The 23,052-nt window shown below is 68.7% G+C and carries 16 protein-coding genes and 1 tRNA gene; 10 read left to right on the plus strand and 7 right to left on the minus strand.

Features of this window, described 5'->3' with window-relative positions:
• Positions 1–13: 13 nt before the first annotated feature.
• From BLQ70_RS26100 to BLQ70_RS01185, 3 genes are all read right to left on the minus strand, one after another.
• Positions 14–6,610 carry an autotransporter outer membrane beta-barrel domain-containing protein gene (locus tag BLQ70_RS26100; RefSeq protein WP_091855489.1) on the minus strand — a complete coding sequence of 2,199 codons (6,597 nt, stop codon included), beginning with the start codon at positions 6,608–6,610 and terminating at the stop codon, positions 14–16.
• Positions 6,611–6,810: 200 nt separating this feature from the next.
• Positions 6,811–7,737 (minus strand): GAF domain-containing DNA-binding protein, encoded by a 927-nt coding sequence (locus tag BLQ70_RS01180; RefSeq protein ID WP_091855490.1) that lies wholly within the window; start codon positions 7,735–7,737, stop codon positions 6,811–6,813.
• Between the two features lie 37 nt (positions 7,738–7,774).
• Complete coding sequence (locus BLQ70_RS01185) at positions 7,775–8,659, minus strand: LysR family transcriptional regulator (protein WP_091855491.1); 885 nt, start codon at positions 8,657–8,659, stop codon at positions 7,775–7,777.
• Positions 8,660–8,814: 155 nt separating this feature from the next.
• On the opposite strand from BLQ70_RS01185, the gene BLQ70_RS01190 reads away from it, so the two are divergent.
• From BLQ70_RS01190 to BLQ70_RS01235, 10 genes are all read left to right on the plus strand, one after another.
• Positions 8,815–9,972: an NAD(P)/FAD-dependent oxidoreductase gene (locus BLQ70_RS01190; RefSeq protein WP_091855492.1), complete on the plus strand. Its 1,158-nt coding sequence runs from the start codon at positions 8,815–8,817 to the stop codon at positions 9,970–9,972.
• On the plus strand, positions 9,969–10,232 hold the full coding sequence (locus tag BLQ70_RS01195) for a 2Fe-2S iron-sulfur cluster-binding protein (protein WP_091855493.1): 264 nt from the start codon (positions 9,969–9,971) through the stop codon (positions 10,230–10,232). The genes BLQ70_RS01190 and BLQ70_RS01195 overlap by 4 nt, the downstream gene beginning before the upstream one ends.
• On the plus strand, positions 10,225–11,511 hold the full coding sequence (locus BLQ70_RS01200; protein ID WP_139163465.1) for an FAD-dependent oxidoreductase: 1,287 nt from the start codon (positions 10,225–10,227) through the stop codon (positions 11,509–11,511). The genes BLQ70_RS01195 and BLQ70_RS01200 overlap by 8 nt, the downstream gene beginning before the upstream one ends.
• 7 nt (positions 11,512–11,518) lie before the next feature.
• A complete protein-coding gene (locus tag BLQ70_RS01205) occupies positions 11,519–12,922 on the plus strand; it encodes an aldehyde dehydrogenase family protein (RefSeq protein ID WP_244511868.1) in 1,404 nt (467 codons plus the stop codon).
• A gap of 21 nt (positions 12,923–12,943) precedes the next feature.
• Positions 12,944–13,852 (plus strand): 4-hydroxy-tetrahydrodipicolinate synthase, encoded by a 909-nt coding sequence (dapA, locus tag BLQ70_RS01210; RefSeq protein WP_091855495.1) that lies wholly within the window; start codon positions 12,944–12,946, stop codon positions 13,850–13,852.
• Between the two features lie 125 nt (positions 13,853–13,977).
• Positions 13,978–14,805: a transporter substrate-binding domain-containing protein gene (locus tag BLQ70_RS01215; protein WP_091855496.1), complete on the plus strand. Its 828-nt coding sequence runs from the start codon at positions 13,978–13,980 to the stop codon at positions 14,803–14,805.
• A 161-nt stretch (positions 14,806–14,966) separates the two neighbouring features.
• Positions 14,967–15,629 (plus strand): amino acid ABC transporter permease, encoded by a 663-nt coding sequence (locus tag BLQ70_RS01220; RefSeq protein ID WP_061965471.1) that lies wholly within the window; start codon positions 14,967–14,969, stop codon positions 15,627–15,629.
• A gap of 14 nt (positions 15,630–15,643) precedes the next feature.
• Positions 15,644–16,423 carry an amino acid ABC transporter ATP-binding protein gene (locus tag BLQ70_RS01225; RefSeq protein ID WP_091855497.1) on the plus strand — a complete coding sequence of 260 codons (780 nt, stop codon included), beginning with the start codon at positions 15,644–15,646 and terminating at the stop codon, positions 16,421–16,423.
• Positions 16,416–17,564, plus strand: a complete 1,149-nt coding sequence (locus BLQ70_RS01230; protein WP_170843268.1) for a saccharopine dehydrogenase family protein — start codon at positions 16,416–16,418, stop codon at positions 17,562–17,564. Before BLQ70_RS01225 ends, BLQ70_RS01230 begins: the two co-directional genes overlap by 8 nt.
• Positions 17,561–18,286 carry an aspartate/glutamate racemase family protein gene (locus BLQ70_RS01235; RefSeq protein WP_091855499.1) on the plus strand — a complete coding sequence of 242 codons (726 nt, stop codon included), beginning with the start codon at positions 17,561–17,563 and terminating at the stop codon, positions 18,284–18,286. Before BLQ70_RS01230 ends, BLQ70_RS01235 begins: the two co-directional genes overlap by 4 nt.
• A gap of 82 nt (positions 18,287–18,368) precedes the next feature.
• On the opposite strand, the gene BLQ70_RS01240 is transcribed toward BLQ70_RS01235, so the two are convergent.
• From BLQ70_RS01240 to BLQ70_RS01255, 4 genes are all read right to left on the minus strand, one after another.
• Positions 18,369–18,443, minus strand: a tRNA-Glu gene (locus BLQ70_RS01240).
• 102 nt (positions 18,444–18,545) lie between these two features.
• The gene (gene recJ / locus BLQ70_RS01245) at positions 18,546–20,348 is read right to left on the minus strand and encodes a single-stranded-DNA-specific exonuclease RecJ (protein ID WP_091855500.1); all 1,803 of its coding nucleotides are present in this window, start codon (positions 20,346–20,348) and stop codon (positions 18,546–18,548) included.
• Between the two features lie 229 nt (positions 20,349–20,577).
• Entirely contained in the window at positions 20,578–21,576 is a 999-nt protein-coding gene (glpX, locus tag BLQ70_RS01250) for a class II fructose-bisphosphatase (protein WP_061963934.1), read from the minus strand.
• A 106-nt stretch (positions 21,577–21,682) separates the two neighbouring features.
• On the minus strand, positions 21,683–23,035 hold the full coding sequence (locus BLQ70_RS01255) for a homoserine dehydrogenase (RefSeq protein WP_091855501.1): 1,353 nt from the start codon (positions 23,033–23,035) through the stop codon (positions 21,683–21,685).
• Between the last annotated feature and the right edge of the window lie 17 nt (positions 23,036–23,052).

Genomic DNA, 23,052 nt, shown 5'->3' on the forward strand with positions numbered 1-23,052 from the left:
CGGGTACAGGGGTCTAGAACCGGTAGGCCGCGCGCAGGGTCGCCGACTGGTCGAGATAGCGGCTGGCGGCGCGCGCCGTGTATTCGGCGCGGAGTTCGAAGCCTTTCGCGGTGACCAGCTCCAGGCCGGCCGAGACGTTGCCATAGGTCTTCGGCAGCCCCGTCACGAGGGTGAAGGGGGCTGCATCGAAGGCGGCGAGATGCAGCTTCGACGTCCAGTCGCTGGTCGGCAGGATGCTGACACCCGCCGAGAGATAGGAGCGCAACGTCATGCCCTCGAGGTCGTGGCGCATGCCGATCTCGAGGCTCGGCGTCGCCATGACGGTAAAACGATCGCTGCGATGGACCGCGAGATCGAACCAGCCGGCCCCGCTCTCGCGATGGCCGCGCTGCACCGCGTAGTTGAGATCGAGATCGACGAAGGGCTTGGCGTACCAGCTGCCGAAATCCATCTGGTAGGCGGCGCGCAGGCGGCCACCGCCGAAATCGAGCTGCGGCTCGCTCGTGGCGATGCCTCCCGGCGCCCGGCGCGACGTCTTCGCCATGTCGCGGCCGATCTGTACCGCCGCGGCGAACTGCCAGGGGCCGAGCTGGCGCTTCAGCGTGAGCCCCCCGATGAAGCTGTCATTGTCGCTCGTCGAGCCCGCCGCCGTGCTGGTCCGCCCGAAGCCATAGCTCGCCGCGCCGCCAAGGAACCAACCGGGTGCGAACTCTCGCTGCGCCCCGAGGCTCAGCGTCGTCTGCCTGATCCGAAAGCCGCTATCGCCGGCGCTGCTGCCGCGGCGCATCCAGTTCGAGCCGACCCGCGCCCAGTTGCAATCGCTTTCGGAGAGCGCCGCACCGGGCCCCGTGAAGGCCGGACAGCTCATCAGCCGGTTGAAGAAGGCGAAGGCTTCGTTGATCTGGTTGGCGGACCGCGCGCCGACCCCATCATTGGCGATCGCATCGACGACGCTGCCGTGATGCGCGAGCGACTCGACGCTCGTGAAAGCATCGAACAATGGGCCTGCCCGCATGTCGCCGCTGTCCCACAGCGCCTGGATGTGCTTCGCGACGCGCGACCGGTCGGCGCTCAGGCCGCCATTGGCGAGCCCGAAATGGCCGTCGACCGTCAGGAAAAGGTCGCGCCCGTCCGGGCTTTGAAGCATCCGGTAGCTATAGGCGGTCGTCGCGCTCTTGATCGCGAAGGCGCCGGTCGGCCGATCGTCGAAATGCGCGACCTGCAGCGAGACGCCCGGCCGGGGCTTCTGGAGCTGCGGTTCAAGCTGGCCGGCCAGTGACGGCGCCGTGCCCGAGCTTGCTACGGAGATCATGTCGGCGGTGCCGGCGCCGAAATCGACGTCGGCCTGATAGATTCCGCCCGGGCTCTGTTCGAAGACGCTCGCGATCCGCGTCGTGGCGATGCTTCCGCCATGTGCCACCGCACCGCCCGGATTGATCGTCCCGGAGTTGTACAGCCGTGTCTGATATTGCGCGCCCATTGCAAGGACGCCGCCGGGCCGGTTGTCGATGTCGCTGTTGAAGGGATCTCCGGTGGTAAGGATATCACCGATCATGGTCCCGCTGTTGCTGATTGACAGGCCGCCATTCGTCGAGCGCCCGGCGACCTTGCCACTGATCACGCCGGCATTGTCGACGCGTGTGTAGAACTCGCTGATCGCGAGGATCGCGGCATCCCGCTCGCTGGTGACATGCGCACCGGGCGCGATGCTGATCGCAATCGGCGTCGAGCGGTTGTTCACGTCGGGGCTGGCACTCATGCTGACCGCGACGATCGCCGGCGCCCCGGCCCCGCCCGCATGCACGACGGCATCGCGCCCGACGGTAATCTCGACCTTGCCGCCCTTTGTGTTGGTCCCCCAACTGCCCTGGTTCGCCTCGAGCAGGATGCCGCCATCCTTGAAGATAGCGCCGCCGCCGAGGCTCATCGCCACGATGGCGGGAGCGCGAGCACCAAAGCTTGCGATCCAGCCATTGTCCCCGACGGCGACCTTCACCGCACCGCCATTGCCACCTGCACCCTGGACGTTGCCGGGCGCGGACCGGACCAAACCGGGACCGTAGGAGATCGACGACAGGTCCCCGGCAATGCCGCCGCCGCCGCCGACGCTCTGCGCCAGGATGCCGATGGAGCCCTGTCCATAGGTCTCGACCGATCCGTCGATCCTGACGCCGACCGCGCCGCCGTCGCCATAGGTCACCGAACCGAAGAGGGAGACCGGATTGAGAGTGGCGAGGCCCGGCTGCGTCGTCAGCGCGGCCATGCCGCCGCCGGCACCGACGCTCTGGGCGACGATGCCATGCGCCGCCTTGCCCGTGGTCGTGAGATCGCCGTCCTTGCCCAAGGCGACGGCGATGTCCTGCCCCCAGCCCTGCACGCCGCGGGTGGCATTGAGGGTGAGCGTCATCGGAAAGGCGAGCGCGCCCTGCGTGGCCGCCGTTGCGACATAGCCGCCGCCGGCGCCGACGCTCTGGGCGAGAACGCCGAAGGCGAGGTCGCCGGAGGTCCTGATCAGGCCGTCGACGGCGACCCTGACCTTGCCGCCATCGGCCTTGCCACGCCCAGTTTCCGCCCCGAGCGTGATGTCGTGCGAGCCGGAGGCGGGGCGGTCGAACACCAGGCTCGCCGCGCCGCCGCCACCGCCGATGCTCTGGGCCATGATCGCGTGCGACAGCAGGCCCGAGGTTTCGATTCGGCCAGTCGACCGGGCGAAGACATTGCCGCCGTGCCCGTTCGCGCCGAAGGCTCCGACCTTGGTCGCACCGCTGAGCGAGATCGGCATGTTGCCGACGCCGGCACCGCCACCGAAGCGGGACGCGCTGCGCCCGCCGCCGCCGCCGACGCTCTGGGCAAGGATGCCGGGTGAATCCACGCCGAAGGTGCTGATCCGCCCGCGGTTCTCGATCACGACCGCATAGTCGGTCGGATCATCGGCGACGCGTAGTCCGCCACCGCCATGGCCGCCGGCTCCGCCGCCGCGGCCGATGTTCAGGCCGATATTGAAGGACTGGTTGCCGAGCGCCGTATGGCTGCTGCCGGCATTGCCGCCGCCACCGCCGACCGTCTGGGCGAAGATGCCCGGCGCCTGATCGCCATGGGTCGCGATCTGGCCGCCATTGATGATCTCGACATGGCCGGCATCGCCGCCGCTAGCGCCGGCGCCGCCGACATTGAAGGACAGGCTGGCCCCGCCTTGCGCCTGCAGGAGCGGAACCGCGTCGAGCAGCGCGCGCAGAACGGTCGTGCGCATGTTGGCATCGGAGAACAGATCCCTGGCGATGTCCTCGACGCTGCGGCCGACACTGCCGCCATTGCCGCCGCCTCCGCCGATGCTCTGGGCGAAGATGCCGGCTGCTCCGGCGCCGCCCGTTTCGATCGTGCCGCTATTGGCGACCTTGACCGCGCCGCCATCGCTGGAGCCGCCGCCGCGCCCGCCGAGATTGAGGTTGAGGCCGAAGGTCTCGGGAAACTGTCGGAAATTCGCGCCGGCAGCGGCGAGCGTTCCGAGCGCATCGACCAGGGTCGTCGTCAGCGTGCTGATCGCATGGGAATCGGCGCTGCCGCCATTGCCGCCGCCGCCACCGATGCTCTGCGCGACGATCGCATGCGCGCCGGTTCCTGCCGTCCGCAATGTTCCGGCATTGTCGATCGCGACCGTACCGCCATGGCTGCCGCTACCGCCATTGCCGCCGACCGTGACATTGCTGGTGAAAGAGGGCGTGAACTGGCTCGTCACCCATTTGTCGGCCGAGACCGCGCGCAATGTGCTGATCAGGCGGAAAAGTGCGCTGATGTCACCGCCGATCGCGGATGCCAACGAATTGCCGGTGAGCCGCTCCGCATTGCCGCCATCGCCGCCGCCCCCGCCGATGCTCTGCGCGAAAATCCCATAGGACATCTCGCCGGCCGTCGAGACGGTGCCGCGGTTGGCGATCGTGACCGAGCCGCCGTGATTGCCGCTGCCGCCGGTGCCGCCGACCGTGATCGCGCTGGTCCCGCGCTGCGACGGGCTGGTCTTGCCCTGGGAACTTCCACCCGCCCCGCCACCGCCGCCCACGCTCTGGGCATAGATGCCGGCCGCGGCGATGCCCGTGCTGGTGATCGTCCCCTCATTGCTGACGACGACGCTGCCGCCGATCGCACCGAGGCCACCATGCCCGCCAACCGAGGTCGCGACGCCGAACGTCGTCGGCGCAGCCTGCGGCGTTCCTTCCGGCAGGGGCACGATCTGCGCGCCGCTGACCTCGGCCAGCGCACTGCCGCCGACACCGCCGCTCCCGCCAATGCTCTGCGCAATGATACCCCGGGCGTTGTCGCCACCGGTTGCGATCGCGCCCCTGGTCAGGACGTTGACCGCGCCGCCGGCGCCGCCGATGCCGCCTGCTCCGCCAACGGCGACGCCGGTGGTGAATTGCGAGGCGGCGAGCAGCGTCAGGCTCTGCGTGGCAGTGGAGCCGCCGATGCCACCGCCGCCGCCAACGCTCTGGGCGACGAGACCATGCGCGCCGGCACCTGCCGTCCTGATCGCGCCCAATTGCTGGGCGTCGACACTTCCGCCGGTCCCGCCACTGCCGCCGGCCCCACCGATAGCGACGCTCAGCGCGGCGGCCGCAGGCCCTGTCGGGCTGCCGCTGATCGGCACGCCCACGGTGAGTTGCTTCGTCCAGACCGAACCGCCATTACCGCCGCCGCCCCCGATGCTCTGTACGGTCGCGCCGATGCTCTGTGCGCCGGCCGTCGTAACCTCGCCCTCGTTGACGAGGCTGGCGGTGCCGCCATTGCCGCCGCTGCCGCCACTCCCGCCGATATTGACGCCGACATTGAGCCCGACCCCGATCGCGATCAGGTTCGCGGCGCCGCCACTGCCGCCGCCGCCGCCGATGCTCTTGACGCTGATGCCGGTGGCATTGGCGCCGAAGGTCGCGACCACGCCGCTATTGCCGACGGAGACGGCGCCGCCCGAACGGCCACCGCCGCCGCTGCCGCCAAGGCTGACGCCGAGCGGCCCGACGCTGATGGCGCGCGCGATGCCGGCATCGCCGCCGCCGCCGCCGATCGACATCGCGTCGATCCCCGTGCCGAAGGCGCCATGGGTGGCGATGCTGCCGGAGCGCGTATTCGTCACCGTGACCAGGCCGCCATCGCCGGCATTGCCGCCGCTGCCTCCGGCGGAGACGAAGCCGCCCTGCGTGCTGCCACCGGTGGCACCGCCGCCGCCGATGCTGCGCGCGACGATGCCCTTGGCATTCTCGCTGTTCTCCGGCGCGCCGCCGCCGGCGCTGATCGCGCCCGCATTGGTGATGCTGATCGCGGCATCGCTGCCGCCGCTGCCGCCACTGCCGCCGCTTGACCAGATCACGCCATGGTCGTTACCGCCGGCACCGCCCTTCCCGCCCGTGGCAAAGGCGCCGATGCCATAGCTGTCGCGGCCGATCGTGGTGATGCCGATCGCGTTCGAGATGGTGATCCGGCCGGTGCCGCCGCCATTGCCCCCGTCATAGCCTTCCGGCCCCGCGACATGGCCCTTGCTGCCATCGCCGCCGTTACCGCCGATGCTCGTGGCGCGGACGCCGAAGGCGCCGTCTCCCGTCGCCGTGATATGCGAAGCCGTACCGCGCAGGATGATGTTGATGTCGCCGCCCTGGCCGCCGGCACCGCCGGCACTGCCGGAGCTCAACGCCCCCGCCGGCAACCCGGAGCCGCCATGTCCGCCCACGCTGCTGGTTGCGATGCCGCCGGTCGCCGTCATCAGCACACCGCTGAAGGTCAGGTCGATCCGCCCGCCGGCGCCGCCAAGGCCCGATTCGCCATCGTAATTGGGATTGACGCTGTTGCCGCGGCCGCCGCCGCCATTCCCGCCGCTCGAGGCAAGTCCGACCGCGGCTCCGACCATGCTTGGCCCCAGGACCGTGATCGTGCCGGCGGCGATTGTCGAAGCGATATCGCCTCCGCGTCCGCCGTCACCGGCCTTCTCGTTGACCGCCAGATGCCGCGCCGCCGCGTCGAAGGCCGAGCCGCCCGCAGTGGTCGCCCACAGGAAATGCCCCGTGACGGTCGCATTGGAGAGAGTCAGATCCGTCGTCAGCTTTCCGCCATGACCCGCCTGGCCATAGCTGTGGCCGCCGGTGACGATGCTCGTCGCCCCGCCATTGCCGCCGAGCGAGATCAGCGTCAGCCCCGGCCCGAGCTGGCTGAAGAACGGGCCGGAGGGGATCTGCGGCGTCGGGCGCGCGATGACTGTGATCGCGCCTCCGTCGCCGCCATTGCCGCCCCAATGGTTGTGGCGGTCCGAGCTCTCGCCGCCCTTGCCACCATTGCTGCGCAGCAGGACGCCGCCTTGACCGGGAATGGTCGAAGCCACTCCGAGTGACGGAATCTGGGTCGTGATGTCGCGTCCCGACTGGCCGTTCTCGCCGTTGTCATTGTGGTTTCCGGCCGATTTCCCGTCGCGCCCGCTGGCTCCCGAGTTGTCGATGCAGATCACGGCGCCTGAAGGACAGCTCTGGGCGAGCGCCGGCATGCCGGCAAGCAGGTCGGCAGCCGTCACCAATGCCAGGCCGGAGACGGAACAGGATAGCCAGCGCGACGAGAGACCGAAGCTCCTGCGCATCACGGTACCCCTCGAAACGCTCGGCCGATGCCGGAAAGTCCGCGAATGGAGGCAACCGAAGCCCTGGCTGGCAAGCCCGTTTCGACCGATCGCCGGCTGGTGCCGACGAATCGACATGCCATTTCGCACGAGGATTAATCCGGCCTTACCGCCGCGCCGGCAGGATGCCTTGAAACCGTTTGCCCCGAACCTGCCGCGAATCAGATGCCGAGGCGTTCCCGGAGAGCCTGCCGGTAAGAGCGCGAGACGCTCCAGACCGCCTCGCTGGCGCGCAGCTGCACCGTCCACTTGCCATTGCCCGCGCCTGCCGGTCCGATCTTGCTGACATGCTTCAGGTTGACGATCGCGGTGCGGTGAATGCGCAGGAAGTCGGCCGCGGGCAGGAGCGCGGTCCACAAGCCCAATGGGCGGGCATCGAGCATGACGGAGCCCCCGATCAACCAGACCTGCGTATAGTCCCTGGCCGAGCGCAGGCCGAGAATCTCGCCCGGCGTGACGCCCCGGACCTCGCCGGCGCGGCGCAGATAGAGCAGCGGCGGAAATGCGCCCACGCTGCGCGCCTGCGCCCCGGGCGGCGGAAGCCCCTCGGCAGTTTGCTTGTAGAGCGCCAGGCCGATCAGTTCGGCGCAGGCTGCGAGCGAGCCCGCCTCGCTCGCGTTCCATGTCCGCCGCGTCCGCGTCATGTCGAAGCCGATACAGGCCCGCAGCCTGCCCTTGCCGAAGACCGGCACGCTCAGGACGCTCTTGTCGTCCTGTCGCAGCATTTCGGTCGCCAGGGGGCCGGCGAGCCGCGGCAAGCGCTCGACATCGTGGATCATGACCGCTTCGCCCTTCACCAGGGAGCGATGCAGCCAGCCGATCATGGTCACCGGGGCGTCCTGAAGGTCCTGGACATGAGAGCACACACCGTCCCGGCACCATTCATGGGTGTTGTGGAAGCGCAGCAGGCCATCGTCATACTCGAACATCCAGGCCCGATCGACATCGGCCCGCGTGCCAAGATCCTTCAGGATGCCGGAGATCGCGTCCCATGCCGGTTCTCTCAGCAGGTGCCGTGCCGCCAGGAACGGCCAGTCCGCTCCGGATCCGCAGGGCTCGCCGACCGGGACATTTTCGAAAGAGCGCATGGGGGACAGAGCTTCGTGGCGCGTGCCGACAGGGACTTCATCCCATCACGGAAGTGAAACCCACGCAAAGCTGCCTTAGCGCAACGACATACGGGTTCCGTGCCAGAAAGCTGGCTTCGCCGAAGTAAATGGGAATCTCGGGCAGTTCCGGCAGATCGATCGCGGTAATCGTGGTCTCGGTGCCGTCGATGCACCAGGCGGGGATGATCGCATAGCCGAGCCCTGCCTCGACGCAGCGTTTGACGCTCGAACTCCCCGAAGTCGAGATCGCGATCTCCATCTCGGTATCGCCCGCCTGCAGGTAGTCGATGGCAAGGTTACGCAGAAGCTGGCCGGGCTCATAGGTCACGAAGGGGCGCCCCTGGACCCATTGCCTGATCTCTCCTTGTGGCGGCGCGCCCCATTCGCGCGGGAAAACGAGCGCCGGCCGATACGTGCAGACGAGGTGCTGCGGCACATTGGGGTCGCCGAAATAGCGCTCGGTAATGCACAGGTCGAGGCTGCCATCGCGGATCATCTCCGGCAGGGCGGTATCGCGCTCGAAGGCGATGATCTCGACCTGCGGGAAAAGAGCGCGGAATTGCGCCAGGATCGGCGGCATCAGATAAAAGAAGATCGCTTGCGGCAAGCCGATGCGCAGCACCGGCCGCTCCTTCTGAAGCGTCCGGTCAAGCCGGGTCAGCATCGTGTCGAGCTCCGGCAGCAGGAGCTTGTAGAGGCTGCGTCCGCGCGGCGTCAGGGTCACCGTCTTCGCGCCCTGCTCGGAGACGACCAGCCGTTCGCTCAACAGCTGCTCGAGCCGACGGACATGGTTCGCGGCCGATTGGTAGCTCATGCCGAGTTTGCGGGCGGCGGCGGAATACGAGCCGTCGCGCGCGACGATGAAGAACGTCTGGATGAGCGTCAGATTGGCTTCGCGCATGCGCCCCCCTCGGCCGGTGCGTCACATCTCCTACAACAGCCTGGCTTCGGTGACTTGCAAACAATGATGCAAGTCGAGGCGGATGATTTGGATCGACCCCATAGGTGAAGCCGACGAGGTTCGGGCCATCGCTTTACGGGACGAACCGCTTCTGCATGGCCTCCTCTTCACCCCTTCATGTCGCCGTGATCGGCACGGGGATCGTCGGCGCCTCCGCCGCCCATTTCCTCGCCGCCGCAGGGGCGCGGGTGACGCTGCTCGATGCTTCCGGACCGGCGGCGGGCGCGACCGGCGCCTCGGACGGAGCGGTCTCGGTGGCGAGCAAGCGGCCAGGCCCGATGATGGATCTCGCCCGCCATGCGCGCGCCTTCTACGTGCGCCACGAGCGGGACGGGTTGTTTCGCGGCCTATTCCACCGTCGCTCGACCTTCCTCGTCGCCCGCACGGCCATCGAGGCCGATCTCGTCACCCGGCATGGCGCGGACCTGGCGGCCGCGGGCGAACGCGTCGTCGAGGTCGATCGCGCGACGCTTCTCGCGCGCATTCCGGGCCTCGGCGACAGCGTCTGCGCCGCGCTCGAGATTCCCGATGACGGGCATGCGCTGGGCTACGAGATCACGCAGCGCCTGCTGGCGACGAGCCGTGTCGACATCCGCCGCAACGCGCCCGTTTCAGAGATCGTCATGCGGGCCGGCCGCGCCTGCGGCGTCCTGATCCGCGACGAATTCCTTCCGGCCGATGCGGTGCTCGTCGCAGCGGGCATCGGCTCGGCGCCGCTGCTCGGCCTCGGTGAGATCCTGATCCCGCGGAAGGGCCAGATGGCCGTCACCGATCGAGCGACAACTGCCGGCCCGGCCATCGACGGTCATTTGATGGCTGCTTCATATCTCGCGGCGAAACGCGGCATCGTACGCGACAACAGCCATATCGGGCTGGTGATCGACCCGCTGATGACGGGCCAGTTCCTCATCGGCGGCAGCCGCGAGGACCATCGCAGCGACCACAGCACCGATGCCGTGACGATCGCGGCGATCCTGCGGGAGGCGCTCGATCTCTACCCGCCGCTGGCGGCCCGCCGCGTCCTGCGCAGCTTCGCCGGCGTCAGGTCGGCATCCCGCGACGGCCTGCCGATCGTCGGCCCGCATCCGCATCGCCCGGGCGTGGTCATCGCCACCGGCTTCGAAGGCGACGGCATCTGCCTCGGCCCGTTCATGGGCGCGAGCGCCGCCCGCCTGCTGCTCGGCGAGAGACCCGAAGCCGACTTGTCCTCCTTGTCGCCGCAACGCCTGGTCCGGGCCGAGGTCCACGCATGACCAGCCATTTCTTCTGGAACGGCGACCCGGTAGCCTTCCAGCCGGGCGAGACGATCGCCGCGGCGCTGCTGCGTGCCGGCCTTGCCGATCTCGGCCAGCCGTCGAATGTGCCAGGCGGACGCGTCTTCTGCGGAATAGGCGCCTGCCAGGCCTGCGTCGTCGCCGTGATGGGCGCGGCACCGGTCGAGGCCTGCCTAACGCCGGCGCGCGAGGGCCTTCGGCTCGGCTCGCTGCCCTTTGTCGGGGCCCAACATGCGTGAGGCTCCCATCCTCGTCGTTGGCGCCGGGCCGGCAGGCGCGAGCGCCGCCGCGACCATCGCGGAAGCCGGGCTGCCCGTCCTCCTGATCGAGCAGCGAGACCAGTTCGGCGGCGCCATCCATCGCCAGCCGGCCGCGGGCAACGACAGCCATGTCTGGCGCCCTGCCCGGCATCGCCGCAACTGGGCCGGGCTGATGGCCCGGCTGCAAGCCTGCGCCGGCCGGATCGAGACCCGGACCGAGACCATCTTTCTCGGGGTCGACAGCGAAGGGCGCTTCCTGTTCGACGATCGTCGCGCGGCCTGCGTCTTCGCGCGCCGCCCCCGCGCGGCGATCATCGCCGTCGGCGCCGTGGAGACGATCCGCCCCTTCCCCGGCTGGGAACTGCCTGGCGTGATGAGCGCCGGCGGCGCGCAGGTGCTGCTCAAGGAAACCGGCCGCCCTCCGGAAGGCCCGATCCTGGTGGCCGGCAGCGGGGCGCTTCTGCCCGCTCTGGCGGCCCAGCTTGCCAAGGCCGGCAATCCGCCCGTCGCCGTGCTGGAGCGCGGCCGCCCCTGGAACGCCCCGGCGGCGCTGGCCCGACTCGCTCTGTCATGGGGCCCGATGAGCGAGGCTGCGGCCTATGCAACGACGCTCGCTACGAGCCGCGTGCCCTATCGCTGCGGAGCGATCGTCACGCAGGCGGAGCCGGATGGCGACGGGCTCAAGGTCGGCATCCGGGTCGGCGATCAGCGGCAAGTCCTGCGCGTGCGGCATCTGCTGATCCATGACGGCATCGAGCCGAACCGTACGGGCATTCCGCTGCCGGACCCCGACGCGGCCGTGCCGGTCCTGCTCGCCGGCGACGGGCGGGAAGCGCTCGGAGCCGATGCCGCGATCCTCGATGGCCGCCGTGCTGCAACGCAGGTGCTCGCCCGCCTCGGCCAGGCCACGCGGCGCATGCGATCGGACGAGCGGGGCTTGATCCGGGCGCGCGGCTTCCAGGCCGCCCTCACCCAGGCGCTCCATAGCGAGCCCGTCGTGCCCGCCCCCGAGACACTGATCTGCCGATGCGAAGGCCGCAGCTATGCGGAGCTTGCGGCTCTGGCTCCGGACGCTTCCGCCCGCGAGATCCGGCTGATGGGCCGCTTCGGGCTCGGCGCCTGCCAGGGCCGCTTCTGCGGCCCGATGATCGCAGCCCTGCGCGGCCAGCCGCTTCCGGCCGCAATCCCCCCGCGCTGGCCGCTGCGACCGGTTTCGGTCGCAGCGCTCGCCCGCCTGACAACCGATGAAACGGAGTGACCTGACCGTGCCCCTGTCCCTCGCCAAGCCTGCCCGGGCCACCGCCGCCTCCATGGTCGAGGTCACCAATCCGTTCGACGGCTCCGTCATCGGTCAGGTTCGCCAGGCCGACGAGATCGCCGTCGCCGACGCCCTGCGCCGGGCGCGCAAGGCCTGGGCGAGCTTCCGCTTCAGCACGCCTGCCGAACGCAAGGACCTGCTCCATCGCCTCGCTGAACGCCTTGGCGACGAGGCCGAGGCGATGGCCCGGACGATCTGCGCGGAGGTCGGCAAGACGATCACCGAGGCGCGCAACGAGGTTCGTCGCGCCCGCAACACGCTGCGGCTGAGCGGCGATGCCGTGACCGTGCTTCATGGCGAGGTGCTGCCGACGGCCATCGTACCGGGCGCGCCGGACAAGCAGGCCGTGATCACCCATGAGCCGGCAGGCGTCCTCGGCGCGATCACGCCGTTCAACTATCCGCTCAACCTGCTCTGCCACAAGCTCGGCCCCGCGATCGCGGCGGGCAACGCCGTCGTGGCCAAGCCCTCGCCGAAGGCTCCGCTCGCCGCCCAGCGACTGGCGGAGCTGGCCGAGGAGGCGGGCTTTCCCGCCGGCCTGTTCAGCGTGGTCCATGGCGGCGCCGATGTCGCGGCGATGATCGCGAGCGGCGATATCGACCTGCTCAGCTTCACCGGCGGGCCGGCGGCGGGCCTGGCGCTGAAGAATGCCTCGGGCCTCGTGCGCTGCCTGATGGAACTCGGCGGCAACGACCCGCTGATCGTCATGCCGGATGCGGATCTCGACCGCGCCGCCGAGGTCGCGATCACCCACCGCTTCGAAATCGCCGGCCAGAGCTGCGCGGCCGTGAAGCGCCTCTACCTGCACGATGCCATCCGCGAGACGATGATCGAGCGCATCGCCGCAAAGGTCGCGCAGGTTTCGACCGGCGATCCGGCCGATGCCTCAACCGTCATGGGCACCGTCATCGACGAGCCGGCTGCGGCCGAGGTCGAGCGGCGCGTCAAGCTCGCGGTCGCGGATGGCGCCCGGATCGTCGCCGGCGGCAGCCGCCGCGGCACGCTGTTCGCGCCGACCCTCATCGATGCCGTTCCGGCGCAGACGGAACTCGTCCGGTCCGAGACCTTCGGGCCGGTGCTCGCGGTGCGCCCCTTCGACGATCCCGAAGCGGTGATCGCCGAGATCAATGGCGGCGCCTACGGGCTGCAGGCCGGGCTTTTCACCAATGACCATGCGCTGGTGAAGCGCGTTGCGCGCCGGCTGCGCGTCGGTGGCGTCATGGTCAACGAGGGGCCCGATTTCCGCGCCGAGAACGTGCCGTTCGGCGGCATCAAGTCGAGCGGGCTCGGCCGCGAGGGCATCCACATGACGTTGCGTGAAATGAGCGAAATCAAGGTCGTCATCGACTGACGACGCAGGGGAGTTAAGCCGATGATCGATCCAGAACTGCGCCGCCGGCTCACCGGTGTCTTCACTGCGCTGGTCACGCCGTTCCGCGACGGGGGGCTCGATATTCCCGCGCTCGAGAATCTCATCGAGGCGCAGATCGCCGCCGGTGTCGCCGGGCTGGTGCCCGTCGGCACGACCGGCGAGGCCGCGACGCTGAGCGACGAGGAAGCCGACACCGTCATCCGCACCACGGTCAAGGCGGCGCACGGGCGGGCCTTCGTCATGGCCGGCGCAGGCTCGAACGCGACGCAGCTCGCGATCGGCAAGGCGGTGCGCGCCGAGGCGGCGGGCGCGGACGGCCTCCTGCTGGTGACGCCCTACTACAACAAGCCCTCGCAGGACGGGCTGTTCGATCACTTCTCGGCCATCGCCAGCGCGGTCGGCCTGCCGATCATGCTCTACAGCGTGCCAGGGCGCACCGGCGTCGAGATCGCTCCCGCGACCGCGGCCCGGCTCGCGGCGGCTCATTCCAACATCGTCGGCATCAAGGAAGCGGGCGGCAAGGCGGAGCGCATCACGGAACTCAGGCTGGCACTCGGGCAGGATTTCGTGATCCATTCGGGCGATGACGGGCTGACCCTGCCTTTCCTGGCGCTCGGCGCCGACGGCGTGACGAGCGTGGCCTCGAACCTGCTCCCAGCCGAGATCGTGGCTTTGTGCCGGGCCTGGTTCGAGGGCGGCCCGCACGAGGCCCGCCGCATCCACGAGGCGCTGTTCGACCTGATCGGCGACCTCTTCATCGAGAGCAACCCGGTGCCGGTGAAGACCGCGCTGGCGAGAACCGGCCTGATCGGCAACGAACTGCGTGCCCCCCTTGCGCCCCTGCGCCCGGAGAACCTCAAGGTGCTGGAAGCAAGCCTGAAGGCCTTCGCGAGCCACCCGAACATATAAGAAAACCGGTAGGAGGGTGTCCTACTCTCGCATTGTCCGCTCAAGTGTGTCGCATAGGCTTTTGCCGTCCTAGCAACCAGCACAAGACCGAAAAACATCGGCAAAGGGAACGGAGTGGAAATCTCATGAAGTCGATCATTCGCGCCATCTGCGCCGCCGGCCTTGGATTGCTGGCACTTCAATCCTCGGCCCGGGCCGAGGACACCATCGAGGCGATCCGCGCGCGCGGCGTGCTGCGCATTCCCGGGATCATCAACGAGGACCCCTACTTCAACAAGGACCCGCGCACCGGCGAATGGCGCGGCTTCGCCATCGAGATGGCCCGCGACATCGCCAACACCCTCGGCGTCAAGCTGGAGGTCGTCGAGTCGAGCTGGCCGAACTCCATCCTCGACGTGCAGAGCGGCAAGGCCGATCTCGCGCTCGGCGTCACGGCCACGCCGCAGCGCTCGCTTTCGGTCGCCTTCTCGAACCCGACCTATTTCAACAGCTTCATCATCGTCTCGCCCAAGGCGGAACTCTCGAAGCTGAGCTGGGCCGAGCTCAACGATCCGAAATACACCTTCGCGGTCGATCTGGGTTCGTCGCAGGATCTCATCTCCCAGCAGTACCTGCCCAAGGCGAAGATGCTGCGCTTCAAGTCGCGCGACGAGGCTATCGTGGCTGTCGTCACCGGCAAGGCCGATGGCCTGGTCAACACGATGCTGAACGGCCTCGTCATGAGCAAGAAGGCGAGCGGCATCGGCAAGGTGATGGTGCCGTCGCCGGTGCTCTCGACTCCGTCCGTGGTCGCGATGAACTGGAAAGCCGACGAGAAGTCGCGAGCCTTCATCTCCGCCTGGGCCGAGTACAACCGCCGCATCGGCAACAACCAGACCTGGATCGTCAAGAGCCTGGCGCCCTTCGGCATCACGCTCGACGACATGCCCGAAGGCTTCGGCTTCGGCGGCTGAACAAGGCCCGGTCAGGCTGCATGATTTCAGGCGGAGTCACCATGATCCGCCTGAAACCCGAACCGGACTCCCGTCGCGAATGAGGGCAGGATAACCGCGAAAACGGCTTGCCGACCTTCGCATCCTGCTTTCGGGCCGTTTCCAACAAAGATTGGCATGACATGTACACGTGGAGCTTCGCCCCGATCTTCCAGGCGAGCGACCTGTTCCTTTGGGGCGCCTGGATCACCATCGTCTACACGGTGAGTTCCATCGCCATCGGGCTGGTCCTCGGGCTGCTCCTCTGCTTCGCGCGGCTCTCGGGCATCCGTCCGCTGAGCTGGCTGGCGCAGGGCTTTCAGGAACTGTTCCGGTGCACGCCGCTGCTCGTGCAACTGCTCTGGATCTATTACGCCCTGCCGCTGCTGCTCGGCTTCGACCTGGCCAACTGGGCGGCGGCGCTGATCACGCTCTCGCTCTATGCGGCGGCATTCTATGCCGAGGTCTTCCGCGGCGGCATCGTCTCGATCGACAAGGGGCAGTCCGAAGCGGGCGCCGCGATCGGCATGTCCGGCTGGCAGGTCATGCGGCGCATCGTGCTGCCGCAGGCGATCCGCCGGATGATGCCGGCCTTCATCAACCAGTCGGTGACGCAGTTCAAGAACACCTCGCTGATCTCGGTGATCTCGGTGGCCGAGCTCACCTATATGGCCAGCATCGTCAACGGGCAGACCTACCGCCCGCTGGAATCCTACACCGTCCTCGCGGTGCTCTATTTCGTCATCCTGTTCCCGATCACGAAGTTCGCCGACATCGTCGAGAGCCGGACGCGCGGCAGCCATTGAGCGAGGACCATCCCATGACCACCCTCCCCACATCCGGCGCCCGCGAAACCGTCCTCGAAGCCCGCGCCATCACCAAGAGCTTCGGCGCGTTTCCCGTCCTTCACGGCATCGATCTGTCCCTGACGAGCGGCGAGGTCGTCGCGATCATCGGCCCCTCGGGCTCCGGCAAGTCGACCTTCATTCGCTGCATGAACATGCTCGAGGTGCCGGACAGCGGAGAGATCCTCTATCGCGGCCGCCGCGTCGTCCCGAAATTCCGCGGCGACGGCCAGCTCCTCGGCCTCGGCGAATTGAGGCGCCATGTCGGCATGGTGTTCCAGCACTTCAACCTGTTTCCGCATATGAGCGTGCTGGAGAACGTGATCGAAGGCCCCGTCACCGTGCAGCGCAAGCCGCGCGGAGAGGCGGTCGACATTGCGATGGACTATATCGCCAAGGTCGGCCTCGCCGAGAAGCGCGATGCGCGACCTGACCAGCTTTCGGGCGGGCAGAAGCAACGCGTGGCCATCGCCCGGGCACTTGCCATGCAGCCGGACGCGCTCCTGCTCGACGAGATCACCAGTGCGCTCGATCCCGAGCTCGTCGGCGAGGTGCTGGGCGTCGTGCGCAGCCTCGCCGAACAGGGCATGACGATGGTCCTCGTCACGCACGAGATCTCCTTCGCCGCCGATGTCTCCGACCGCGTCGTCTTCATGGAAGATGGGCGTATCGCCGAACAGGGCAGCCCGGATCACGTTCTGCACGCCCCCGACAACGAACGTCTCAAGTCGTTCCTCGCCCGCTTCCATGCCTGACCGGCAGGAAAACGGCAGGCGGCGCTTCAAGGTCGCCATCATCGGCGCCGGCCGCATCGGCACGGCGCTGGCGCTGCTCCTGCGCGAGAAGCCGGAATTCGACGTCCTCATGGCCGATCCGACGGAACCTGGACGCCGAAGGGTCAAACAGCTTGGGCTCCCGCTCGCCGACGCCGATCCCAGCCACCCGGCCCGGCTCGATCAGCTCCTGACCGGCGCCGATGCCGTCGTCGCAGCGCTGCCATCCTCGGCGACACCGATGGTGGCTGCGGCGGCCCGGCGCCACGGCACGCATTATCTCGACCTCGGCGACGACGGGACTGCACTGGAGGCTATCCGGCGCGAGGCCGAGGTCGCCTCCAGCTGCTTCGTCGCGCAATGCGGCATCTCTCCGGGCCTGGTTTCGGGGCTGGTGCTGGACCTCGCCTCGCGCTGCGGGAACGAGCCGGACATCGCGGTGCGGATCGGCGGATTGCCGCAGCAGCCGTCCGGCCGCCTGGGCTACGGCTTGATCTGGGATATCGACGCGACGCTGCGCGAGTACACGCGCCCCTCCGTCGCCCTGATCGACGGCCACAAGACCGAGCTCGCGCCAATGTCGCGCTGCAGCCCCTTGCGCCTCGGTTCCTGCGATTATGAGGCCTTCGTTTCGAGCGCCATTCCCGACACGCTCTGCGAGCGCCTGGCGGGGAAGGTCGCGAGCCTGGTCTCCTATACGATCCGCTATCCCGGGCATGCCGACTCCATCGCGTTCCTGCTGGACGAGCTGAAGCTGCGCGAGCGCCTCTATCTGCTGCGCAATCTCTTCCTCAACGGCTTGCCCGAGATCGCGGATGATCGCCTGCTGATCTCGATCGTCGCGACCTCCGGCCATGACGGCAGCGAGATCGCCGAGCATTTTCTGAGAGAGATCGAGCCGGTAGAGATCGGCGGCGTCGTGGTCGGCGCCATGCGGCGCACCGCTGCGTCCCATGTCGCGGCCGTGCTGGACCTTCTCCGTTGCGGTTCGATCGGGAAGTCCGGGCTCCTCGCGCAGGAGGACATTCCCTTTGCGCTGCTGCGGGAGAACCGCTTCCTCGCCTGGTTCTTCGAAGCCTCGGCAACAGCGCTGCAGCAGAGCTTATCGGAGCCCCTCTCATGACCGATGCCACGACACGCCCGCCGACCGCTGCCGTCAACGATCTGAGCATCGGCGTGCTGATGCTCGACACGCATTTCCGCCGGCTGCCGGGCGATATCGGCAATGGCCGGACATGGCGGTTTCCGGTGCAGTTTCGCGTGGTGCGCGGCGCCGATCCGGCGGCGATCGTCCATGGCCGCCCGGAGGAATTCCTGCAGCCCTTCATCGCGGCAGCACAGGATCTCATCGCCTGCGGCGTGCGCGGCATCACGACGAGTTGCGGGTTCCTGGCCCTGCTGCAGAAGGAACTCTGCGCCGCACTGCCTGTCCCCGTCGCGACGAGCAGCCTGCTGCAGGCGCCGCTGATCGAGGCGATGCTGCCGGCCGGCCAGCAGGTCGGCATCCTCACTTTCGCGGCGGAGGCCCTGAGCGCGCAGCATCTCGCGGCCGTGGGCGTGCGCCCGGACACGCCGATCGCAGGGCTGCCGCCGGACACCCTGTTCCGGTCGGTCTATGGCAACCGTGGCGGTGTTTCCGACTTCGCCGAGCTGGAACGCGAGGCCGTCGCCGCCGCGCAGGCCCTGGTGCATCGTCACCCGAATGTCGGGGCGATTCTGTGCGAATGCACCAATCTACCGCCCCATTCGGCCGCGATCGCCGCGGCAACCGGCCGCCCGGTCTTCGACATCATCGGTTTCGTCGAGTGGTTCGGGCATGCGATATCGCCGCCGGGCTTCCGCTGAGACGCGCCGCCCAGCGCCGCGTAGGCCATCGCCTCTTCTTCGCGGGGGCCGATATTCGCAGTTCTGCACCGGAATGGGGGAATGGCGCGGTCTACGGGAGTCGAACCCGTCTCCCCAGCGTGAAAGGCTGGTGTCCTAACCGATAGACGAAGACCGCTCTGCCGCGAACCGGTGGGGTTCGTGCCGAAGCGGGGCGAGGTATAGTGGCAGGCCTGCTCCTCCGCAAGCACCCGATCACAAGAAAATAGCCGGCAGCCTCTCAGACCGGCCGGGCGAGATCGAGGATGCGCAGTTCCGCCGTTTCCCGCCCGCCCCAGCGGTTGAGCGAGAGCGTCGCGGCGAGGTGCACGCTCTCGCCGCGCGCGGCGAACAGCGCCTGCCCCAGCGGCTCCTGCGCAGCGCGGAAGGCGATGCCGCCGATGCTGGCGCCATCGCCCGAACGCAGCTTGATGCGGACATGGCCGCCGGTGCCGATTTCGACAGCGTCGGTCAGCCGATGCGCCGGGAAGACGAAGACAGGCTCGGGGCTGCCGGAGCCGAAGGGGCCGGCCTTGTCGATCTCGGCGAGCAGCCGCGGACTGGCACCGCCGGCGCTGAGCGCGGCATCGACGAGCAGGGCCTCGGCATCGCCGACCGCATCGACCTCGCGCTGAAGATGCGCGTTCAGGAAAGCGTGGAAGGCGCTGGCCTGGCCAGCCGCCAGCGTCACGCCCGCCGCCATGGCATGGCCCCCGCCCTTGACCGCGTGGCCAGCCTCGACGGCGGCGCGCACGGCGCGGCCAAGATCGACGCCGGCGACCGAGCGGCCCGAGCCGGTCGCCCCACCCTCCCCGTTCAGCGCCAGCGCGAAGGCCGGGCGGCGGAAGCGCTCCTTCAACCGGGCCGCGACGAGGCCGACGATGCCGGGATGCCAGTCGGCGCTGCCGGCGAGCAGCACCGGCATCTCGGCCATGCCCGCAAGCTCGTGCTCGGCCTGCGAGACCGCCTCCAGCACGGCGAGGCGCTCGATCTCCTGGCGCTCCTGGTTCAGGCGGTTGAGCTCGGTCGCGATGGTCCGTGCCTCGACCTCGTCATCGGTCAGGAGCAGGCGGGCGCCCAACGCGGCATCGCCGATGCGGCCGCCGGCATTGATGCGCGGACCGAGCAGGAAGCCGAGATGCCAGGGCTGGATCGGCCCGTCGAGGCCGGAAACGTCCATCAGCGCGGCGAGCCCCGGCCGGGTGCGGCTGCGCATCATGGCGAGCCCCTGCCGGACGAAGGCGCGGTTGAGGCCCTGCAATGGCACGACATCCGCGACGGTCGCCAGGGCGACGAGATCGAGCGCCGCCAGCAGATCGGGCTCGCCGCCGCGTGCCGCCCAATGGTCCAGTCGGCGCAGCGCCCGGCTGGTCGCGACCAGCGCGAGGAAGACCACGCCGGCGGCGCAGAGATGGCCGAGGCCGGAGAGATCGTCCTGCCGGTTTGGATTGACCAGTGCCTCGACGGCAGGCAACCGCTCCGGCGCCTGGTGATGGTCGAGCACGACGACATCGAGGCCGAGCCTGCGCGCCTCGGCGAGCGGCTCCTCACTGGTGGTGCCGCAATCGACCGTGACGAGCAGGGTTGCGCCCTCGCCCGCCAGCATGCGGATGGCCTCGCTGTTGGGGCCGTAGCCTTCGATCAGACGGTCGGGGATATGGATGCGCGGGCGGGCGCCGGCCTGGGCCAGGAAGCCTGCGAGCAAAGCGGAGGAGCAGGCGCCGTCGACATCGTAATCGCCGAAGATCGCGACGCGCTCGCCTTTCATGCCCGCCTGCGCCAGTCGGGCGGCAGCGGCCTCCATGTCGATCAGGACAGCGGGATCGGGCAGGACGTCGCGCAGCTTCGGCTCGAGGAAGCGGGCGGCCTCAGCCGGCTCGACGCCGCGCGCGGCAAGCAGGCGGGCGAGGATATCCGGCAGGCCCTGCAGCTGACTCAGCGCCTCGGCGCGGCCGAGGCCGGCAATGTCGAGCCGGTCGCGCCAGGGGCGGCCGAGCACCGAACGGGTCACGCCGAGAAAGGCACGGGGCGGCATCAGACTCATGATGCATCCGGCGTCGCGCAAGCGGCCGGCGAGGTCAACCTGTGTCGACCTTGCCGGGCCGTCGGCATCCGCCCTACGCGCCGCAAACAAGTGGAAAAGGCAGCCGGCAGAGGACCGTCATGCTCGGGCTTGACCCGAGCATCTCTTGACGAGGGAGGCTGCTCACGCCTCTTCCGGCACGAGATTCTCGGATCAGCCCGAGAATGACGTCTCGTCGACTCGGTTCAGCTCAATCGAGCTGGAACTTCGAGAACTCGCGGTGCTCGCCATAGATGCGGCGGACCGTGCCGGTGATCGAGCGATAGACCAGCGTCTCGGTCTCGATGAAATCCTTGCCGAAGCGCACGCCCGAAAGCATGCCGCCATCGGTGACGCCGGTGGCGCAGACGATGACGTCGCCCGAGGCCATTTCCGACATGTCGTATTTCTTGTTGGGATCGAGCACGCCCATGCCGTGCGCTCGCACACGCTTCTCTTCGGTGTCGAGGATCAAACGGCCCTGCATCTGGCCGCCGACGCAGCGGAGTGCCGCCGCAGCGAGCACGCCTTCCGGCGCGCCGCCGATGCCGAGATAGAGGTCGATGCCGGTCTTCTCAGGCTGGGTGCAGAAGATCACGCCGGCGACATCACCATCGGTGATCAGGCGGATCGAGCAGCCGGTCTTGCGGACTTCCTCGATCAGCTTGGCATGGCGCGGGCGGTCCATGATCAGCGTCGAGATCTCGTTCGGCTTGACGCCCTTGGCCTTGGCCAGCGCGTTGATGTTGTCGGCCGGCGAGGCGTCGAGGTCGATCACGCCCTTGGCGTAGCCGGGGCCGCAGGCGATCTTGTCCATGTAGACGTCGGGCGCATAGAGCAGGCTGCCGGCGCCGGCCATCGCCATCACCGCGATCGAGCCGGGCATATCCTTGGCGCAGAGCGTGGTGCCTTCGAGCGGATCGACCGCGATATGCACCTTCGGGCCCTGCTTGTTGCCAACCTTCTCGCCGATGAAGAGCATCGGCGCCTCGTCGCGTTCGCCCTCGCCGATGACGATCTCGCCATCGATCGGCAGGCGGTTTAATTCACGGCGCATCGCATCGACCGCGGCCTGGTCGGCCGCCTTCTCGTTGCCATGGCCACGCAGGCGGGCCGCTGCGACGGCGGCGCGCTCGGTGACACGCACGAGCTCCATCGAGAGATAGCGCTCGATGATCTGGTCGGGGGAGATGCGGAGATCGACGGACATGAAATAAGTCCCCTTGCAATGAGTTTGGCGGGTACGGCGCTAGAGCAAGATAGTGTCAGAGCAGGATTGGCGCGAAAAACCGGTTCCCACTTTTACGCATCCTGCTCTAGGCCTGTTCCCGCTCTATGCGGATAACTTGCGGCGGTTCCGCGACATGGCCGTCGGCCGTGACCTTTTCGAGCGCGGCGCGGATGGCGGCTTCGCTCGTGGCATAGGTAATGAGCACGACCGGAACCGGCGCGCCGGAGCGGCCGCCGGGATCGCGCGTCACGGCCTCGGGCGAGCGGCGCTGGACGATGCTTTCCAGCGAGATATCGGCCTCGGCCATGCGGGTCGCGATGGCCGCGGCGGCGCCGGGACGGTCGGCCACCGCGAGCCGGACATAATAGCCGCCCTCGTGACGCTGCATCGGGGCACGCTTCGGCTCTTCCAGGCGCGCGATCGGCAGGCCGAAGGGCAGGCCGGCGGTGCCGCGCGCGACATCGGCGATGTCGGCGACGACGGCGGAGGCCGTCGGGTCGCCGCCGGCGCCGGGGCCGACCAGCGTGATCTCGCGGACCGCATCGGCGTCGATCGAGACCGCGTTGAGCACGCCCATCACCTGCGCGATCGGGGAGGATTTCGGCACCATGGTCGGGTGCACGCGTTGCTCGATCCCGGTCTTGGTCCGCTCGGCCACGCCGAGCAGCTTGATGCGGTAGCCGAGATCGTCGGCCATCTTCAGGTCGAGCGGCGTGATCGCCGAAATCCCTTCGACATGAATCGCTTCGGCGTCGATCTTCGTACCGAAGGCGAGGCTGGTCAGGATCGCAAGCTTGTGGGCGGTGTCGAAGCCCTCGACGTCGAAGGTCGGGTCGGCTTCGGCATAGCCGAGGCGCTGCGCGTCCTTCAGGCAGGCCTCGAAGGTCAGCCCCTCCTGCTCCATCCGGGAGAGGATGTAGTTGCAGGTGCCGTTGAGAATGCCGGAGATGCGGCTGACATTGTTGCCGGCCAGCGCCTCGCGCAGGGTCTTCACGACGGGAATGCCACCGGCCGAGGAGGCCTCGAAGGCGAGCGCCACGCCCTTGCTCTCGGCGAGGTCGGCGAGCGCGACGCCATGCGCGGCAAGCAGCGCCTTGTTGGCAGTGACGACATGCTTGCCGGCCGACAGGGCCGCCTCGACCGCTGCCTTGGCCGGGCCGTCGGAGCCGCCGATCAGTTCGACGAAGCAGTCGATATCATCCGAACTCGCCAGCGCGACCGGATCGTCGAACCAGGCGAGCCCGCCGAGATCGATGCCGCGGTCGCGGTTACGGTCGCGCGCCGAGACGGCGGTGACCCGGATTGCGCGGCCGCAGCGCGCTGCAAGCGCATTTTCCTGCCGGCGCAGGATGCGCAAGGTGGAGGCGCCGACCGTACCGAGGCCGGCAAGTCCGACGCGCAGGGGCTGGGAGGCAGGCGAAAGAGGCACGCTGGTCATGCGCGCGGCGTCGCATG

The organism is Allobosea robiniae, from assembly GCF_900102525.1.
In the GTDB taxonomy this organism is placed as follows: Bacteria; Pseudomonadota; Alphaproteobacteria; order Rhizobiales; family Beijerinckiaceae; genus Allobosea; species Allobosea robiniae.